This is a genomic window from Weissella viridescens, from assembly GCF_001437355.1.
Classification (GTDB): Bacteria; Bacillota; Bacilli; order Lactobacillales; family Lactobacillaceae; genus Weissella; species Weissella viridescens.
This window is the reverse complement of the sequence record NZ_JQBM01000006.1, coordinates 5,901-25,222: the sequence shown is the minus strand read 5'-3', so window position 1 is coordinate 25,222 and position 19,322 is coordinate 5,901. Positions and strand designations below refer to the sequence as shown.

The 19,322-nt window shown below is 42.5% G+C and carries 14 protein-coding genes; 12 read left to right on the top strand and 2 right to left on the bottom strand.

Going from position 1 to position 19,322, the window contains the following annotated elements:
- The first annotated feature begins 38 nt into the window (after positions 1–38).
- Complete coding sequence (gene dld / locus IV50_RS07350) at positions 39–1,724, top strand: D-lactate dehydrogenase (RefSeq protein WP_057747118.1); 1,686 nt, start codon at positions 39–41, stop codon at positions 1,722–1,724.
- A gap of 106 nt (positions 1,725–1,830) precedes the next feature.
- On the opposite strand, the gene cbpA is transcribed toward dld, so the two are convergent.
- Complete coding sequence (gene cbpA / locus IV50_RS07345) at positions 1,831–2,466, bottom strand: cyclic di-AMP binding protein CbpA (RefSeq protein WP_057747116.1); 636 nt, start codon at positions 2,464–2,466, stop codon at positions 1,831–1,833.
- Positions 2,467–2,605: 139 nt separating this feature from the next.
- Positions 2,606–3,211, bottom strand: coding sequence for a TetR/AcrR family transcriptional regulator (locus IV50_RS07340; protein ID WP_057747114.1), 606 nt, complete (start codon positions 3,209–3,211; stop codon positions 2,606–2,608).
- Positions 3,212–3,326: 115 nt separating this feature from the next.
- Here IV50_RS07340 and IV50_RS07335 point away from each other — a divergent pair, with 115 nt between their 5' ends.
- The 11 genes from IV50_RS07335 to lysS all read left to right on the top strand — a co-directional run bounded on the left by IV50_RS07335 (position 3,327) and on the right by lysS (position 19,099).
- On the top strand, positions 3,327–5,939 hold the full coding sequence (locus tag IV50_RS07335) for a YhgE/Pip domain-containing protein (RefSeq protein WP_057747113.1): 2,613 nt from the start codon (positions 3,327–3,329) through the stop codon (positions 5,937–5,939).
- Positions 5,940–6,141: 202 nt separating this feature from the next.
- Positions 6,142–6,708 (top strand): aminoacyl-tRNA hydrolase, encoded by a 567-nt coding sequence (pth, locus tag IV50_RS07330; RefSeq protein WP_057747111.1) that lies wholly within the window; start codon positions 6,142–6,144, stop codon positions 6,706–6,708.
- 24 nt (positions 6,709–6,732) lie between these two features.
- A complete protein-coding gene (mfd, locus tag IV50_RS07325; RefSeq protein WP_057747109.1) occupies positions 6,733–10,227 on the top strand; it encodes a transcription-repair coupling factor in 3,495 nt (1,164 codons plus the stop codon).
- Positions 10,228–10,239: 12 nt separating this feature from the next.
- The gene (locus IV50_RS07320) at positions 10,240–11,814 is read left to right on the top strand and encodes a polysaccharide biosynthesis protein (RefSeq protein WP_057747107.1); all 1,575 of its coding nucleotides are present in this window, start codon (positions 10,240–10,242) and stop codon (positions 11,812–11,814) included.
- Between the two features lies 1 nt (position 11,815).
- Positions 11,816–12,088, top strand: coding sequence for an RNA-binding S4 domain-containing protein (locus tag IV50_RS07315; protein ID WP_057747106.1), 273 nt, complete (start codon positions 11,816–11,818; stop codon positions 12,086–12,088).
- A 126-nt stretch (positions 12,089–12,214) separates the two neighbouring features.
- Positions 12,215–12,592: an FtsB family cell division protein gene (locus IV50_RS07310; protein ID WP_057747104.1), complete on the top strand. Its 378-nt coding sequence runs from the start codon at positions 12,215–12,217 to the stop codon at positions 12,590–12,592.
- A gap of 62 nt (positions 12,593–12,654) precedes the next feature.
- Positions 12,655–13,632, top strand: coding sequence for a tRNA lysidine(34) synthetase TilS (gene tilS, locus IV50_RS07305; protein ID WP_057747102.1), 978 nt, complete (start codon positions 12,655–12,657; stop codon positions 13,630–13,632).
- A 107-nt stretch (positions 13,633–13,739) separates the two neighbouring features.
- On the top strand, positions 13,740–14,336 hold the full coding sequence (gene hpt, locus IV50_RS07300) for a hypoxanthine phosphoribosyltransferase (RefSeq protein WP_082625997.1): 597 nt from the start codon (positions 13,740–13,742) through the stop codon (positions 14,334–14,336).
- Positions 14,337–14,422: 86 nt separating this feature from the next.
- Positions 14,423–16,507: an ATP-dependent zinc metalloprotease FtsH gene (gene ftsH / locus IV50_RS07295; protein WP_057747100.1), complete on the top strand. Its 2,085-nt coding sequence runs from the start codon at positions 14,423–14,425 to the stop codon at positions 16,505–16,507.
- A gap of 116 nt (positions 16,508–16,623) precedes the next feature.
- Positions 16,624–17,514, top strand: a complete 891-nt coding sequence (gene hslO, locus IV50_RS07290) for an Hsp33 family molecular chaperone HslO (protein WP_057747098.1) — start codon at positions 16,624–16,626, stop codon at positions 17,512–17,514.
- A 100-nt stretch (positions 17,515–17,614) separates the two neighbouring features.
- Complete coding sequence (lysS, locus tag IV50_RS07285) at positions 17,615–19,099, top strand: lysine--tRNA ligase (RefSeq protein WP_057747097.1); 1,485 nt, start codon at positions 17,615–17,617, stop codon at positions 19,097–19,099.
- Positions 19,100–19,322 lie beyond the last annotated feature (223 nt).

The following is a 19,322-nucleotide window of genomic DNA, read 5'->3' as shown; positions in this document are numbered from 1 at the left end:
AATACTGTAAAGAGATTTTAATTGGAGGGTTTGTGAATATGAGTGTTGTAGAAGAGCTTACGGAAATTGTTGGAAAGCATAATGTGATTACATCCAAGGAACGTTCACGTCCCTATCGCGAAGGATATCGTTCAGGAAAAGGGGATGCACTTGCAGTTGTTAAGCCAGCCGACTTAATGGAATTGTGGCATGTGCTGGAAGTTTTGCACAAGAATAATATTATTATCTTGATGCAAGCAGCAAATACCGGTCTGACAGAAGGTTCCATTCCAGCTTCAGGTTATGACCGTGATATCGTTGTCGTTAACGGTATGCGAATTAAAGGTTTGCAATTGATTAACAATAACGAACAAGTGTTAGCCTTCCCTGGTACGACATTGCATAAGCTTGAGGAAACGTTGGATGACGTTGACCGTGAGCCACACTCTGTCATTGGCTCTTCAAATATTGGTGCTACCGTTGTTGGTGGAGTTAACAATAATTCAGGTGGAGCTTTGATCCAACGTGGACCAGCCTATACTGAACTTGCCTTGTATGCACAAATTGATGAAAATGATGAATTACATTTGGTGAACCATTTGGGAATTGATTTAGGGGATACCCCTGAAGAAATTATTACGAATTTGGAAAACCGTAATTTCGATATTAATAATGTAGAACGTGATGATAATCATGTTGCGCATATGCGTGATTATGAAGCGCGTGTTCGTGATGTGGATGTGTCTGAACCAACACGGTACAATGCCAACCCTAAGGAACTTTATGAAGTTTCTGGTGCAGCTGGAAAACTTGCCACTTTTGCGGTTCGTATGGATACGTATCCTAAGGCTGATGCCTCACAAGTGTTCTATATTGGAACCAATGATCCGGACGTACTTGAGAAGATGCGTCGTCACATCATGACTGAATTCAAGCACTTACCTGTTTCAGGGGAATACATGCACCGTGAAGCTTATGACCTTGCCAAGAAGTATGGTAAAGATTCATTGGTTGTGATTGATACATTGGGAACCGACGCACTACCTTATTTGTTTAATATGCGTGCAACAGCTGAACGTATTTTGGACCACATTCCAACGTTTAAGCCATACTTCCCAGACCGTATGTTGCAGACCATGAGCCATGCGATTCCAAACCAATTGCCAAAGCGAATGGAACAATATCGTGATCGTTATCAACACTACCTTCAATTGAAGATGGAAGGTGATGGGATTGATGAAGCGCGCGCCTATTTGAAGGAATTCTTCAAGACAGAAGAGGGTGATTACTTCGAGTGTACGCCACATGAAGCCAAGGTTGCCGCAACACACCGTTATGTAACAGCTAGTGTTGCAATCCGTTTGGAAGAAGTTTTCCAAGATGATAATCTTGAAATTTTGCCAATCGATGTGGCTTTGCCACGTAATGAATTTAATTGGTTCGAGCACCTTCCAAAGGAGCTTGAGGACAAGATTCAATATAAGCTATATTATGGACACTTCCTTGATCACGTTATGCACCAAGACTATGTGTTGAAGAAGGGTGTTGATGCACATGAAGTGAAGGAAGAGATGCTCAAGATCTTTGATGAACGTGGTGCCATTTATCCTGCTGAACACAACGTGGGACACATGTATAAGGCTGCACCAGCTTTGGTTGAGCATTATCACAAGAATGATCCAACCAACAGTTTCAACCCTGGTATTGGAAAGACGTCAACTTTGAAGTACTACGGAAATTACTAAAATCATAAATGAACAGGGACTGCGACTTGCGTGGTCTCTTTTTTTGTTTAGCACCAAGAGGTTAAACGATAAACAAAAAAAGCACACCCAAGCGGGTATGCTTTTTTTAGTTATGATGCACTTTTTCAATGTTTTCAAGGGCGAATCCTTTACGTACCAGTGTACGTGAAATTTTACCAATTGTTGCTTCATTAACTTCAGCTGGAATTGTTGCAACAATCCGAGCTGTACTCAAGTCATTGTCGGGGTTCAATGTCAAAAGTGAAAGTACGGTCGTATACCGCGCGATAATTCTTGAAACGCGTTCTAAACTACCACGTTCACCACTTGTCGCAATCGTTAGCACGGTGCTAGCAGTCGTGGGGCACCAAGAATCTTCGAGCAGGTGCATATATCGATTATGCGTGATGATACCTGCAAAATGATTTTCATGGTCTAAAACGGAAATGAATGGGAGGTCGCGTAGCGCAAAAGTGAGGTCATAAAAGGAATCATCAAGATTGATGAATTTAGTAGTGTTACGCATCACTGACGTGACGGGTTGTTGCATGTCCCCATTATTAGCTTTGTGTTTATACAAGTGCAATTTGTAGATAACACCCCGGAAGAGTTGTCCGCTTTGATCTAAAATAGGGAGCGCGCGATAATTGAAATCTTCGATTATCATGAGTGCTTCACTTAAAGTGGTGTCTTCAGTGACCACGGTCAATGATTCTTTTGATTTCACCAAATTTTCAAGCATCTGGCGCTGGCCTCCTTGTTTTTCTAATTAATTCCTCTATCATAACACGTTTTTTAAGCTAATAGGGCGTTTATGTGAGAATAAAATGAGATTTGACAAGAGTATATGAAGTTTATGAGTAAGTCATTGGGTATATAAGTTAATCAAATACTAATAAGTCACGTGGCGCTAGTAAGCGACTTTGCATTAAAATTTCGGCCAGTTCATCAGGGCTTTCAGGGTCGGGACTATTTAACCAATGACGCACAATGTTTAGGAGGTTGGTGATGGATAGTTCCATTGAATAGGAAATTGGTAGTTTATCTGAAAAGTGACCATTTAGCTCAGTTAATTTATTTGTAAAGAGCTGGTCAATGATTTGTTTAATCTTATCGAAGAAATAGGGATCGCCATTGGGAGAGAGCAAGACGCGAATGGTTTCACGTTCTTGATTTATATACTCCAAATAATAGTTAAAGATGCGGTAGGTTGAACTGGCTATGTCTTCATCGGTGCGGGCCAATAATGGTTCCTCCAATCGTTCCACAACCACATGGCTTTGTAACTTTTCAAAGATTTCTTGCTCAGTTTTTTCTAATAAATCATATTTATCGACGTAGTGGACGTAAAAAGTACCACGACTAACGTGGGCATGTTTGGCAATATCGGTGATAGTCACTTTATTAAAGCCCTTTAGTTCAACAACATGGATAAAAGCGGCTTTAATTTGTTTTTCGGTCTCAGCATTTTGTTCAGAATGGCGCATGCAACTCTCCTTTTGAATTTATTGAACACATTGTTCAATATTGGATATTGAACTTATTATAGCAGGATTTAAGATAGAAGATATGCAATATTTCAGAATTAATAAGGGGGGAACAATGTTAAAAGCAGAATGGCAATATTTAAAAAAGCACCGGTTTATGATGTTGGTGGTCAGCGTGTTATGTTTTTTGCCAGCATTATATGCCGTACCATTTTTGGGTTCATTGTGGAATACCTATGGGAATGTCGATGAATTACCTGTCGCAGTTGTGAATCATGATCAACCCGTCAAGTATCATAAGCAGACAGTTGATGTGGGGAATCAGCTGGTTCATGAGTTAAAGCAGTCGAAAGATCTCGATTTTAATTTCACTAACTCAAAACAGGCACAAAGAGGCCTAAAAGATGGCAAGTATTATATGGTTATGACGATACCAGAGAATTTTTCAAAGGATGCGACCACTTTATTGGATAAGCATCCACGGAAAATGCAGTTAGACTATGCCACAAGTTCAGGGCACAGTTTTATTGGTGGAAAACTATCAGAGTCGGCTGCAAATAAGATACAACAACGTGTTTCGGAATCAGTGACCGAAGCCTATACTAAAGCCATGTTTTCTGAAATTAAGGAAGCTGGGGATGGTCTTGGTAAAGCAGCTGACGGAAGTCAAAAATTGGCGGATGGATCAGGTAAAATAAAAAATGGTCAACAGCAGTTAGCCGATGGACTAAGTACGTTAGCGCAAAGTAGTTTAACTTTTGGTGCGGGGGCCCAGAAGTTAGATGTCGGATTAAAGCAGTATGTTGATGGTGTGGGTCAGGCTGGTCAAGGTAACCAAGCAGTGGGGCAAGGCCTACAGCAAATGCAGGGTCAACTGCCTGCCTTTAATCAAGGAGTCAGTGCATTGTCAGCTGGACAAAGTCAACTCAGCGATGGGCTGGGTGCTAGTTTGAACGGCCAACGTCAATTAACAGATGGCTTGTCACAAGCCCAAGCAGGGCAAACAAAACTACATAACGGCGTACAAGACTACACGGACGCTGTTTCACAGGTAACCGCGGGGAGTGAGCAAGTTACAAAGGGACTCGTAGCATTACAAGATGCGACACAAAAAGGGCAATTGGACCCTAAAAAAATTAACCAAGTGAAGTCAGATCTGACTGACTTAGAACGAATCATAAATGAAGCTAAGGCTAAACAAGGTGCTGCTCCAGATGCGCGAACAGTCACACAGAAGATTGATAGTAGTCTAACTGCCTTAGCTGAGATGCAAAAGATTTCAGCTGGACGCGACGCTCACGTTAATGCGGCTATTGATCAAACAGCAAAAGAACAAAAGCTGACGCCAGAACAAACACAGGCGCTCAAGCAGAGTGTTCAAGCCAGTCAGGCATCAGATCAAGCACAGATGGATGCGCAAGTAGAAGTGTTACAAAAGAATACGACTGATTTGCAAGAAGCTATTGCACCAATGGTGAAAAGCTTGGCAGAAAACCAAGATACGTTAACGCGAATTGCGCAACATGCACAGGGATTGCCAGCTGAAATGCCTGCTATTGAACAACAAGTAACACAACTACAAGCTTTGCCAAGTGCGGTAAATAAATTAACAGATGGTTCAAAGCAAGTAACCGGTGGGTTGCAACAACTTAGTCAAAAGTCGGGTGAACTAAACCAAGGGAGTTCGCAATTATTGTCAGCCCAAAATAGTTTACTTGCAGGTAGTCAGCAATTAACTGACGGCAATGCCAAGACCTTGTCAGGTAGTCAACAACTTAATGCAGGTGTTAATCAGATGGCTAACCAAATGGCACCACTTCAAAATGGTGTCGCGCAGCTAGTAGCTGGCAATGGTAAAGTTCAAACTGGATTGAGTACGCTACAAAATAAGGGTGGCGAATTAACGCAAGGATCAAGTCAGCTAGCTAATGGATCAACACAGTTGCAGGATGGTTCACAACGTCTTAATCAAGGGGCTCAACAGATGGGGCCAGCATTGAATCAGGTGCAGCAAGGAAATCAAAAGTTATCTGATCAATTGGATCAGGCGACAAAACGCGTCAACGATTTGCCAGCAAACAAGCGGACATATGCCCAAATGGCGCAACCAGCTAAAACAAAGCACCAAGAACGTGACCAGGTCCCAAATAACGGAACTGGAATGGCACCATACATGTTCTCTGTAGGTCTGTTTGTTGGAATGCTAGGGATTAATTTGATGATTGATTTAGTACAACCACGGACAACGATTTACGCGCTATGGCGTTGGGTTGGTTCTAAGCTAGTTATCTTATTGGGGATTGCTACGATGATGGCCATTGTGCTCTTCTTCTTGAGCAAGTGGTTACTTGGCATGACTTACGTAGATGGTCCAGCAACATTAGGGTTGTTGATTCTAATTGCCTGGATGGATGCCTTACTCGTTACGGCAATTAATCTATGGTTTGGTCGTGCGGGTTCATTCGTGTCAGTCGTTTTGTTAGTGGCACAATTGAGCTTGTCAGCCGGGACCTATCCGATTCAACTATCGCCAGAAATTTATCAGAAATTGCATGCTTGGGTACCAATGACATACACCGTTAGTGGTTTGCGACAAACGATGATGATTGGGCAGGCACCAACGCAGGCGGTTTATGTCATGCTGGGGATTATGTTCGTTTCATTGGTCGCAATGATTCTGTTCTACATCCGTCGACATCGACACGGTTTTAATTTAATTTCAGAATAAAGCAAAAAGTCCGCACAAAGATGCGGACTTTTTTTGTAAAAATTATTTTGATGAGCGTCTTTATTATTGCGGGTTAGTCATGGCACTGTTGGTGTAAAATGCGTATAATGGTAAAAAGTTAGTAAATTCAATTAAATGGAATGGGTAGGATCCTCGCGATTCTGCCCCTTTCGTGCATTAAATAGAAGAGAAGGTATTCAAAATGAAAATGATTGTTGGATTGGGAAACATTGGTCGTGAATACGATCGCACGCGACATAATGTCGGATTTATTGTGCTAGATGCTTTGGCCGATAAATATGATTTAACCTTTAAACAAGATAGTGAGCATCATGCTTTTGTCGCCAACTGGTTCTTCGATGGTGAAAAGGTTTTGTTGGTAAAGCCAACGACTTTTATGAATGACTCAGGTCGTGCAGTTCGTCCGTTGATGGATTACTACAAGATTGAACTGGAAGATATTTTAATTGTGCATGATGACATGGATATGGATTTGGGTAAGATTCGTCTGCGAGCCAAGGGGTCTGCAGGTGGACACAATGGGATTAAAAGTATTGCTAACCACTTGAATACGCAAAACTTTAATCGATTGAAGTTTGGTATTTCACATCCAAAGCATACGCATCAAGCGGTGATTGACTTTGTGTTAGGAAAGTTTGGTGAGGACGAGCAGGTTGAGCTTGCTGCTGGAGTCGGCAAGTCTTTGGATATTTTTGAAGACTTTGCAGCGGGGGATGACATCCAAACCCTAATGAATCACTATAATTAAGGGATTATTGAAGAGGAGAGAGCCATGCAACTGGTTGATTTAATTGCCGAAAATCCGGATTTAAAAAATTTAACAAGCCAACTAAAAAAGGGGGGCCGGCACATTGTGACTGGTCTTTCTGGAGCGGCGCGAACTGCTTATTTGGCTGCGGTTGAACAAAAAGTCCAACAACCAATGTTGGTTGTGGCAGATAGCCAGTTTCATGCGGATCAAATCGCAGAGGACATGGCTGGTTTGCTATCAGATCGACATGTTCATATTTTCCCAGCTGAAGAAACGCTAGCCAACGAGATTGCCGTAACGTCATTAGATGTACCGATCGCACGTGTGCAAGCTTTAGAGGCGCTACGCACCGATCCAAAGGCTGTTGTTGTCACAAGTGTGGCGGGAGCACAACGTTATTTAGCGCCTGTCGCTGATTTTGTGGCAGCGCAACTAGAAGTTGATTTCAAACATGAATACGATTTAGCAGAACTGTCGGCAAAGTTGCATACCATGGGTTATCAACGCAATGAGGTCGTCGGTCAACCGGGTGATTTCGCTGTACGTGGGTCAATTGTGGACGTCTATCCGATGGACGCTGAATATCCTGTTCGCATGGATTTCTTTGATACGGAGCTGGATTCTTTACGTACTTTTGATGTGGCTACGCAACGAAGTTTGGGTAACTTAAACGAGGTGACGATTCGACCAGCTAATGAATTGGTCGCAACGGATGCACAACTTGAAGCAGCAAAAACACGTTTTGAATTGGCCTTTACTGAAAATCGTGATCGATTGGAGGGTGCCGATAAGCGCCATCTGACCGAAGCGATGACACCGATTATTGATGGCCTAAATCAGGGTCAAATCTTGGCGCCGTTCCGTCAGTATTTACGCTACTTGTATCCAGAACCAGCTAGTTTGTTTGACTATCTACCAGCAGCTGGACTAGTCGTTTTCGATGACTATCCTCGTGCGATGGATAATGCAAAGCAAATGGCTGAGGAAAATACACAATGGTGGGAACAAAAAGCTGAAGAACAGCTAGCACTTGATCAAATTGATTTGGGCTTTGAGATCGAGCAACAAGCTCGTGACCTGAAGCAAACAACCTTGATGATTTCTCCATTGCAACGCGGTGTTGGAAATCTAAAACAAGATAGTTTGACAAATGTCACAGTTCGCCCAAGTCAACAATTCTTTGGGCAAATGCCAATGTTGAAGAGTGAAGTGGAGCGCTGGCAAAAACAAGGAAATACCGTCCTCTTTTTGACGAACACTGACGAACGTGCTGATAAATTAGCACAGACTTTGGCTGACTTTGATGTCAAAGTTAATCAGACAGCGACAGATGGTTTGCAAATGGGGCGCACCCAACTTGCAGTGCAACCGTTAAGCGCAGGATTTGATTGGCCAGCGCAAAATATGATTGTGTTAACGGAACATGAATTGTTTCAACAGGCCAAAAAGAAGGCGCCACGCCGACAAACATTAACCAACGCAGAACGTATCAAAAGTTATAACGAGCTTGAAGTCGGCGATTACGTGGTCCATGTCAATCATGGTATTGGTGTTTATGAAGGCATGGAGACCATCGAACGGGATGGGATGAAGCAAGATTACATCACTATCGGTTATCAAAAAGACGACAAAATCTTTATTCCGGTTTCGCAACTTGATTTGGTGCAGAAGTATGTTGGCGCGGCTGAAAAAGCCCCCAAGCTAAATAAGCTGGGTGGGACTGAGTGGCAAAAAGCTAAGGCGAAAGTTGCTAAGAAGGTTGAAGATATTGCCGATGAGCTTCTTGACCTTTATGCTGAACGTGCTTTAAAAAAAGGCTTCGCCTTTCCTGCCGATGATGATGCACAACGCCAATTTGAAGACGCCTTTCCTTATCCGGAAACCGCTGATCAACTCCGTTCCGCGGAAGAAATTAAGCGAGACATGGAAAAGGTGCAACCAATGGATCGACTCTTAGTTGGGGATGTTGGTTTTGGAAAAACAGAAGTGGCAATGCGAGCTGCGTTCAAGGCAGCTCATGCTGGTAAGCAAGTTGCCATGTTGGTACCAACGACAATTTTGGCACAACAACACTACGATAGTTTCCAAAGTCGATTTGAAGGCACTGGTCTCAAAATTGGTGTTCTCTCACGTTTTCAAAGCACGAAGGAAACCAAGGCCACGCTGGCTGCGGCAGCTAATCATGAAATTGATATTTTGATTGGTACACATCGTATCTTATCTAAAGATGTTGCGTTTGCTGACCTAGGATTACTTGTGATTGATGAAGAACAACGTTTCGGGGTTAAGCACAAGGAGCGTCTTAAGGAAATGCAGAACAATGTAGATGTTTTGACCTTAACGGCCACACCAATACCACGAACCTTGAATATGTCAATGGTTGGGGTGCGGGATCTTTCAGTAATTGAAACGCCACCAGCAAATCGTTATCCAATCCAAACGTATGTGATGGAACAAAATGGTCGTACTTTGGCGACGGCCATCGAACGTGAAATGGCGCGTGGTGGTCAAACGTTCTACCTCCACAATCGTGTGGAAGATATTGAACGGGTCGTCGCAATGATCGAGTCTTTGGTGCCTGAAGCACGGGTTGCCTTTGTTCACGGAAAGATGACAGAAACACAATTGGAAGGGATTCTAGTTGATTTCATCAATGGTGAGTACGACGTATTGGTTACGACAACAATTATTGAAACTGGTGTGGATATTCCAAATGCGAATACACTCTTTGTAGAAAATGCCGATCACATGGGCTTGTCACAACTGTACCAACTACGTGGTCGTGTTGGTCGATCAAATAACCTTGCCTATGCTTACTTCACGTATCCTGGTACGCGAACGTTGAATGAAGAAAGTGAAAAGCGTTTGGAAGCTATCCGTGACTTCACGGAATTGGGTTCAGGCTTTAAAATTGCTATGCGTGATTTGTCGATTCGTGGTGCCGGTGATTTGCTGGGACAGAGTCAACATGGATTCATTAATAGTGTGGGGTACGATTTGTACATGCAGATGTTGAATGAGGCGGTGGCCGAAAAGCAAGGTAAGGGTAAGAAAAAGCAATCAGACGCTGAGCTTGATTTGCAAGTTGAAGCCTATCTACCAAATGACTATGTACCAGATGGTCCTCAAAAGATTGAAATCTATCAGCGTATTCGTAAGTCAGATAAGCCAGAACAATTCGACGAGATTACCGATGATTTGGTGGATCGTTTTGGTGAACTCCCACTGGCAGCTGAGCAGTTGATTATGGTTGGTCGTCTTAAGGCTGCTGCGGATCGAGCTGGTGTCGCTTCAATTAAGCGAATGCCACGCCAACCACAGATGCTGGAAACAAAGTTTACGGATGAAAGTCCGGTTACACTTGAAGGACTACAAACACAACTTAAGGCGCATAAACTGGCTGGACAAATTAAGAACCAAGGCGATATCGCTCGTTTGCAAATTGCTCTGCAACCGAACCAAAAGCCAATGGTCTGGTTAAAGCAACTCACTGATTTCTTTACCAGTCTTGTCTAAGTAGGTGACCATATGGCAAAACAACAAAAATTATTCGCTGGCGCTGGTATTTTGGCGCTAGCGGGTCTTATTGCGAAAGTTTTAAGTGCCGTTTATCGGGTTCCGTTCCAGAATATTGTTGGGAATCAAGGCTTCTATGTCTTTCAACAGGTATATCCAATTTATGGGATTGGCATGGTAATGACACTAAGCGGCTGGCCACTGTTTATCTCCAAAATGGTGGCTGAACAACCGGCTCAGGCTGAAAAGCGTTTGGTGGCACGAAGGTTATTCTGGCTCCTTGCTGGAATCAGTATTGCTATCTTTGCGTTAATCTATTTTGGCGCATCAGTGATTGCGATGGGGATGCAGGATATGCGGTTAGTTCCCGAAATCAAGGCCGTTGCATGGATGTTTCTTTTGATGCCATGCTTGGCCACTAGTCGAGGATATACCCAGGGGCAATTTGATATGGTTCCAACCGCATTGTCGCAAGTGATTGAGCAGGTTGTGCGGGTAGCTATCATTCTAGGTGTCGCGTGGTTTGGTATGCAACATGCGTGGGATGTTTATCGCATTGGCACCTGGGCCACGTTTGCAGCAACGATTGCTGGTGTCGCGACGACAATCTACTTATTCAAGTCGCTCAGGGACTTCAATCCTTTTCAACGAGGAAAAGCGGTCATGTCAGCGGACTTGCGCTATGGTCAGTTATGGCAACGTCTATGGCGTGAGGGCGGGTTGCTAGCGTTATTGGCAGCCTTGTTGGTTTTTTTGCAGTTAATTGATTCCTTCACAGTGAAAGGGGCGTTGGTGCAATGCGGTTTGTCGAATACTGTAGCTGAGCGTACTAAAGGTGTTTACGATCGCGGTCAGCCACTTGTGCAACTTGGTATGGTAGTGGCAACCGGATTGGGAACGTCATTGTTACCAACATTGCACACGCATTGGCAGAATCGAGCTGAGACGGCTTTGAAGCAAGCTTTCCAAATGACTGTGCGGATGTCGCTCGTCTTTTCAGCACTAACAACACTGGGGCTAATTGCTATCATGCCGGTGGTCAACATGTTTTTGTTTAGTTCTCGTGAAAGTGATGTCGCGTTGATGTGGTATGTTACAATTATTATCCCAGCTACACTCATCACGGTGCTAACGAGCGTATTGCAAAGCATGAACCGTACCCACGGTTTAGTTTGGTTTGTGGGAATTAGTTTAGGGGCGAAGTACTTAGGTAATTTGTTCTTGATTCCGACCTGGGATATTGCTGGTGCTGGGGTTGCTACTTTAGTAGCTTTGTTACCCTTGTTGGCCTTCGTTATCTGGCGCATTCCAGGTCAACTTTGGCCAGGCATGCTAACTTGGCAATGGTGGGGTCGCCTAGGACTGGTCTTAGGAACAATGGTCATCACTGCAGTTGTCGTGCGTCGGGGTGGCGATGCCTTATTCGGGCAAACCCGAGGTGCTAGCATTCTGACGTGTTGTTTTGCTGGATTAAGTGGCGCAACTGTAGCTATTTATGGCATTATTCACTTACACATCTTTAATCAAACTGAGCTACTTGTCCTACCGAAGGGTGAGTATTTAGCTCAACTATCGAAAGGAAATTAATATGCGTTTAGATAAATTTTTAAAAGTCTCTCGTCTGATTAAGCGTCGTACAGTCGCTAAAGAAATTGCGGATCAAGGTCGTATTGACATTAACGGTAAGACGGCTAAGTCATCTAGTGATGTTACTGAGGGGGATGAGTTAACAATTCGTTTCGGGAATAAGACGTCTGTTTTGCGTATCGATAAAATCGTGGAAACAACCAAGAAGAACGAATCCGAAGAGATGTATACAATTGTTGACGAAAAGTACACAACGGATGGAGAGTCAGACTAACGCTCTGTGACACTTTTATATAAAAAGGTTAAGCTTTTATTTTAAGGCTTAAAAAATCTGGATTTTTAAGATACAGTTACTCTTGTGTAAAGACTAACGAAGTTAAAAAATGAAGGAGGCCGGCAGATGGCTAAATATTACTCTAATCCGAATATTCAGCCATTGAATGATGCTGGTCAACGTGCGTTAGAAATTCAGCGCAGAACGATTGAACATCAACGTAAGATTCACCGTAAGCGTCGGATTGTCTGCGCAACTATGATTCTTTTATTAACTATCATCTTTACTTGGCAGTATCAAACACGTTATCAACGCTACGTGGCTGCTGAACAAACGACGGCTAAAACGCAAGCCAGCCTTGATAAGGCTAAGGAAACGAATCAGTCGCTGAAACAGACAAAAAAAGAAATTAAAAGCAGTGACTACTTGAGTAAGTTGGCTCGCCAACGTTATCTTTATTCTAAGGACGGAGAGGTTGTCTTTAATCTCCCTGATGATAAATAAAATAAAAAAGGTCGAGCTATGGCTCGACCTTTTTATATAGCAAGAAAAATGAGGCTAACGAAATGCAAGATCATAAATTAAATCGTCAGTTAATCGAAACAGTGCGTTCAAAACAATTGTTCAAAGCCTCAGACCATATTGTGGTCGCCTTTTCAGGCGGACATGATTCCCTAACCTTGCTGCAGTGGCTGACACAACAGAATTTACCACAAGAACTTCAACCACAAGTGAGTGCGTTATATGTGAATCACCACTTACGCTCAGATGCACCGGCAGAGGCACGCTTTGTAAGTGAAGTTTTTAATGCGACACCACAATTGGTGGCAACCCGCATGGTAGATTTAGATTGGGTGGAAACGCCAACGAGTGCGATTGAGGAACAGGCTCGTGAGCGGCGCTATGCAGCGCTAGTAGATTTTGCTAAAGATATTGGTGCTAATAAAATTGTGACCGCGCACCACGCGACTGATCAAGCGGAAACGGTCCTATATAAATTAGTTCGCGGTGGTCATATTCAACAATTACAGGGGATGCAGTTTAAAGGACCGCTTACTGAAAAAATTGAGTTAGTTCGACCATTTTTAGGGATAGCTAAAGGCTCGCTTGATACGCTATTGGACAAACCTTTACAGCATTGGATTACAGATAGTTCGAATCAAGACAATCAATTCGCTCGTAATCGGATTCGTAATCGCGTGTTGCCAGAGCTGGAGTTGATTAATCAGCAAGCGGCAACGCATATTAATGAAAGTGCTGAACAACTAGCAGGGATGTCGTATTTATTACAAGCAACGCTACCGCAACAATTTGCAGCCCTGGAAATGGGAACATTTGATTGGACAATGCCGAATACGGCAATTATTTATGTACTGCAGGCTTGGTTGAATCAGCAAGGGTTGTATCAAGTGAAGAATCGACAACTCCAGCAGGCGATTCAATTAATGCGAAATGAGAGTGTGGCACAAGGAAAGATTACGCTTGGAAAAGGCTGGCAATTAGTGCGAGAGCAGGCGATGTTACGCTTAGAACGCCTTGGTTAAGAAAGTTAACAATGTTTTCGCAATTTTGCTAAACATTCTCAATTATTTGTGTTACTCTTAATGCTGTGTAACGATAGGTGAACCATATTTTTAGGAGAGCAAACTACATGAGCCAATGGGACATGAATAACGATATTGAACGTGTTTTATATAGTGAAGATGATATTGCAGAAGCAGCGAAACGAGTTGGGACCGAATTGGCCGCCGACTATGAAGGTCGCACGCCTGTTATTATCTCAGTTTTAAAGGGTGCCGTCCTATGGACAGTAGATGTCATGCGTTATATGCAGTATGCAGAAGTAGAATTTATTGACGTCTCAAGCTACCACGGTGGTATTGCCTCATCTGGTGAAGTGGATTTAATTGTTGATTTACAAACAGATATTGCTGGACGTGATGTCATTATCATGGAAGACATTGTTGATACAGGCCGATCATTAAAATTTATGATGGCTCTTTTGGAGCAACGTGGTGCAAAATCAATTAAAGTTGCCAGTCTTCTAGATAAAAAAGAAGGCCGTGTTGTCGATGCTAATGTTGATTATGTTGGGTTTGATGTACCGAAAGCTTTCGTGGTTGGTTACGGATTAGATTACAAGCAACTCTACCGTAATTTGCCATATGTGGGTGTGTTGAAACAAGCAGTCTATGATCCAGAACATGCTGACTTGGTGGATACAACAGACATTACACCAGAGCATTAAATTAAGCATTAAATTAAGCATTAAATTAAAATTTAAATGATAGAGTAAACAGGTATATTTTTGAGATATACCCCTAGGAGGAATAGATGCGAAATCCCAAGAACAATGGTAATTTTGTTCGTAACAGTCTGTTCTACGTTATCCTTGCTTTAGGTTTTTTGGGGTTGTTTTACTGGGTTGCAGGACCTACACAAACAACGACAACTAAAACAACGACGACGTCACAGTTCGTGACTGATTTAAAAGACGACAAAATCAAGAAGATTACAGTCCAGCCAGGTGCTGGAGTGTATGAAATTACGGGTGAATACCGTAAGGCACAATCTGATTCTGATTCAAAGAAGGATCAAAAGAGTACTGCTGGTGCGTTTAACAACCTTTTGTCTGGTAAGCAAAATACCAAGACTAAGAATTTCCAAACGCAAGTTGTCAGCAATGGTACAGTCATCTCAGATATTCAAAATGCAGCCGATAAGTCAAAGACAGCTGTTACAACTAAGCCACAAGCCTCAAACTTCTGGGGTACAATGTTGGTAACGTTGTTGCCTGTCCTATTGATGGTTGGATTGTTCTATATGATGATGAGCGGTATGCAAGGTGGTGGCCAAGGCGGACGCGGTGGTGGAAACATCATGGGCGTTGGTAAGTCAAAGGCAAAGCCTGAAGATCCAAGCGAAAACAAAGTTCGCTTTAAGGATGTTGCCGGTGAAGAAGAAGAAAAGCAAGAATTGGTTGAAGTTGTTGAATTCTTACGTGATCCAAAGAAGTTCTCTAAGTTAGGGGCTCGTATTCCAGCGGGTGTGCTACTTGAGGGACCTCCCGGAACGGGTAAGACTTTACTAGCCCGTGCCGTGGCTGGTGAATCAAAGGTGCCATTCTTCTCTATCTCTGGTTCTGATTTCGTTGAAATGTTCGTTGGTGTTGGAGCAAGTCGTGTTCGTGATTTGTTTGAAAATGCCAAGAAGGTTGCCCCATCAATCATCTTTATTGATGAAATTGATGCGGTTGGACGTCAACGTGGTTCTGGTACCGGTGGTGGAAATGATGAACGTGAACAAACATTGAACCAAATTCTAGTTGAAATGGATGGGTTCTCTGGTAGTGAAGGCGTTATCGTTATGGCTGCTACTAACCGTTCAGATGTTTTGGATCCAGCTTTGCTACGTCCTGGTCGTTTTGATCGTAAGATTTTGGTTGGACAACCCGACGTTAAGGGTCGTGAAGATATTTTGAAGGTTCACGCCCGTAACAAGCCATTAGATTCTTCAGTTGATTTGAAAGAAGTTGCCAAGCAAACTCCAGGTTTTGTTGGGGCGGATTTGGAAAACTTGTTGAATGAAGCTGCGCTTTTGGCTGCTCGTCAAAACCACAACACAATCAATGCCAAGGATGTTGATGAAGCTGAAGATCGTGTTATCGCTGGACCGGTCAAGAAGGACCGTGTTGTTTCACAAAAGGAACGTAAGACCGTTGCTTATCACGAAGCTGGACACGCTATTGTTGGGTTGGTCTTGAATGATGCCCGTGTTGTGCACAAGGTAACGATTGTGCCACGTGGACGTGCTGGCGGATACGCCATTATGTTGCCACGTGAGGATCAAATGTTGATGTCAAAGCAAGATGCTACTGATCAAATCGCTGGTTTGATGGGTGGGCGTGCCGCTGAAATGTTCAAATTTGATCAACAATCTTCTGGTGCTTCAAATGACTTCCAACAAGCAACTCAAATTGCGCGCTCAATGGTAACGCAATATGGAATGTCTGATAAGTTGGGAATGGTTGAATTGGAAAACCAAAACACACCTTCAATGGGACGTAATGGTTTGACTTATTCAGAAGCAACAGCTAATGAAATTGATCAAGAAGTTCGTCGTTTGACAACTGAAGGATACAATACTGCAATGTCAATCATTGCTGAATACCAAGATAAGCATGAAGCTATTGCGCAAGCGCTTCTGGAATACGAGACATTGGATGAAAAGCAAATCTTGAGTTTGTTTGAAACAGGTCACATGCCAGATGAAAAGCCTACTTCTAACAATGACTCAGATGAGCCAATGTCATATGAGGAAGCACGTGATGCTGCTAATCGCAAGTTAACGGAAGATGAAGATAAGGCCGTTTCTGACGAGCCAAAGGAAATTTCACCTGATAACGATAATGAAATCTAAATAGATAAAAAGGAGCTAATCAGTGATTAGTTCCTTTTTTGTATTTAATGATTAAAGTATGCCGTGAGATAGCGTATAATAGCACATAACAAAATGTGAACAGAAGGAGAATTAATATGACTGATGAATTAGTGCGTGCCATAACGAAAAATAATGCTTTCCGTGCTATTGCGGTTGACGCAACAGACATGGTTCAAAAGATTACAGAAAATCAAAAGGCTTCAAACCTAGGTAAGACAATTTTAGGGCGTGCCTTAATTGGTGGATTACTACTTTCAAATGCTTTATTAAAAGATGATGATCGTCTTGTTTTAACAATTGATGGGAATGGACCAGCTGGTAAGATTGTTGTTGAAACATCTGCGGAGGGGCAAGTTCGAGGTTATGTTTCAAATCCTGAAGTAACGTTGCCGTTGAATGAAGATGGTTCAGAAAATGTTGGTGCTGCGGTTGGTGTTGATGGTTATTTGACAGTGACCAAGGATATGGGCGAAGACATGGAACCATTTACGGGTAAGGTTCAACTTGCAACTGGTGAAATTGGTGATGACTTAACCTACTACATGGCTAAGTCAGAACAAATTCCTTCAGCTGTTGCTGTGTCAGTTGAAGTCGATAGTGATGGAAACGTCATTTCTGCCGGAGGGTTCATCGTGTCTGCGCTACCTGATGCAACAGATGCGGATTTGGATACATTGGAAGAAAAGCTCCAACATTATCCATCAATTGCTTCAATTTTGGAAACTAACCATGTGCCAATGGAACTGTTGGATCAATTATTTGGTGCCAAGGATTTGGAACAGGTCGATGCAACACCAGTTACTTCTTATCCAGAAACTTCAAAAGCACGTTATGCACAAATGCTTGAAACATTGCCTGTAGCAGATTTGCAAGAAATGTTAGACCAAGATCATGGTGTTAAGATTACGGATCGTTTTACAGGTAAAGAAATCGATTTTAATGCTGAGGAATTGCAAGCATTAATTAGTGAAGCCGAAGACAAATAATGTTGGTTTAGGGCTTGCAAAAATTCGCTAAGCTTGGCAAACTTAAGAAGGCTATTTTTACGAAAACCGAATTAATTTAAAACATATAAAGGGGTACACAATGGCAGATCAACAAGAGTCATTAAATGATCAAATGATTTCACGCCGTCAAAAAGCTGACGAAATGCGTGAAGCGGGAATTGATCCTTTTGGTCATCGTTATGACCGGACACATACAGCAGAACAACTACATGAGTTATACGACGATGTTTCTACTGAGGAACTTGAAGCTGGACACCATGAAGTTAAAATTGCAGGACGTATGATGACCAAGCGTCGTTCAGGTAAGATTACTTTTGCTGATATTAAAGATCGTACAGGTCGTATCCAAGTGTTTGTCCAAAAGCCCGTTGTGGGTGAGGATGTTTACGAATGGTTCAAGAAGTCTGACTTGGGTGATATTTTAGGCTTCAAGGGAACTGTAATGAAGACACGTGCGGGTGAACTTTCAATTAATGTTGAAGAAATCACACACTTGTCAAAGGCGCTACGTCCATTGCCAGATAAGTATCACGGTTTAACAGACGTTGAGACAAAGTACCGTCAACGTTACCTTGATTTGATTGCAAATGATGACACGTACGATCGCTTTTATAAGCGTTCACAAATCATCACGGCAATTCGTGATTACATGAACCAAGATGGTTTCATTGAAGTTGAGACACCAATGCTTCAAAATTCAGCCGGGGGAGCTTCAGCCCGTCCGTTCATTACACATCACAATGCTTTAGATATCGATATGTATCTACGAATCGCGCTTGAATTGCATTTGAAGCGTCTGATTGTGGGTGGTATGGAACGTGTCTATGAAATTGGACGTGTGTTCCGTAACGAAGGAATGGATCAAAAGCACAATCCTGAATTTACTGTTATGGAGACATATGCAGCTTACTGGGATTTTGATGATGTTATGACGGAAACAGAAAACATCTTTAAAGCCGCAACAAAGGTTGTGTCTGATGATTTGAAGATTACTTACCAAGGAACTGAGGTTGATTTAGGTAAGCCATTTGCTCGTAAGCACATGGTCGACTTGATTAAAGAAAAGACTGGTGTCGACTTCTGGCAACCAATGACAGTTGAAGAGGCACGTCAAGTTGCCGATGAACATCATGTTAAGTATGAAGATTACTGGACTGTAGGGCACATCATCAATGAATTCTTTGAAGAATTTGTTGAGAAGTCATTGATTCAACCAACTTTCGTATATGGACACCCAGTCGAAGTATCACCTCTGGCAAAGAAGAATGCTGAAGATGATCGTTTTACTGACCGTTTTGAATTGTTCATTGTTGGTGCTGAATATGGAAATGCCTTTACTGAATTGAATGATCCAATCGACCAACGTGAGCGTTTTGAGGCGCAAGCTGCGGAGCGTGCTGCCGGAAACGATGAAGCCGAAGGTATTGATGAAGACTTCGTTGAATCTCTTGAATACGGTATGCCACCTACTGGTGGATTGGGTATCGGTATCGATCGTTTGGTTATGCTATTAACTGATGCAGAATCAATTCGTGACGTTTTGTTATTCCCAACGATGCGTTAATAAACTTTAAATAACTCGCCGAATTTCGGTGGGTTATTTTTTTGTACAATTAATCTAAATAAGTGATTGACATTAATGGTTAAAATCTGTATTATCTTAAGAGTTGTCACGAGCTGTGACGACGTAACATTATAAATAAAACGTTTGAATTAATCGAAAATAAACATTGACGATTAACCAGATAGTTGCTATAATATAAAAGTTGCGTCAGGGAGTTATCCCG

Excerpts from the sequence above, each read along its gene's own strand:
- dld (WP_057747118.1), top strand. The coding sequence starts at position 39 with ATGAGTGTTGTAGAAGAGCTTACGGAAATTGTTGGAAAGCATAATGTG.
- cbpA (WP_057747116.1), bottom strand. The coding sequence starts at position 2,466 with ATGCTTGAAAATTTGGTGAAATCAAAAGAATCATTGACCGTGGTCACT.
- IV50_RS07340 (WP_057747114.1), bottom strand. The coding sequence starts at position 3,211 with ATGCGCCATTCTGAACAAAATGCTGAGACCGAAAAACAAATTAAAGCC.
- IV50_RS07335 (WP_057747113.1), top strand. The coding sequence starts at position 3,327 with ATGTTAAAAGCAGAATGGCAATATTTAAAAAAGCACCGGTTTATGATG.
- pth (WP_057747111.1), top strand. The coding sequence starts at position 6,142 with ATGAAAATGATTGTTGGATTGGGAAACATTGGTCGTGAATACGATCGC.
- mfd (WP_057747109.1), top strand. The coding sequence starts at position 6,733 with ATGCAACTGGTTGATTTAATTGCCGAAAATCCGGATTTAAAAAATTTA.
- IV50_RS07320 (WP_057747107.1), top strand. The coding sequence starts at position 10,240 with ATGGCAAAACAACAAAAATTATTCGCTGGCGCTGGTATTTTGGCGCTA.
- IV50_RS07315 (WP_057747106.1), top strand. The coding sequence starts at position 11,816 with ATGCGTTTAGATAAATTTTTAAAAGTCTCTCGTCTGATTAAGCGTCGT.
- IV50_RS07310 (WP_057747104.1), top strand. The coding sequence starts at position 12,215 with ATGGCTAAATATTACTCTAATCCGAATATTCAGCCATTGAATGATGCT.
- tilS (WP_057747102.1), top strand. The coding sequence starts at position 12,655 with ATGCAAGATCATAAATTAAATCGTCAGTTAATCGAAACAGTGCGTTCA.
- hpt (WP_082625997.1), top strand. The coding sequence starts at position 13,740 with ATGAGCCAATGGGACATGAATAACGATATTGAACGTGTTTTATATAGT.
- ftsH (WP_057747100.1), top strand. The coding sequence starts at position 14,423 with ATGCGAAATCCCAAGAACAATGGTAATTTTGTTCGTAACAGTCTGTTC.
- hslO (WP_057747098.1), top strand. The coding sequence starts at position 16,624 with ATGACTGATGAATTAGTGCGTGCCATAACGAAAAATAATGCTTTCCGT.
- lysS (WP_057747097.1), top strand. The coding sequence starts at position 17,615 with ATGGCAGATCAACAAGAGTCATTAAATGATCAAATGATTTCACGCCGT.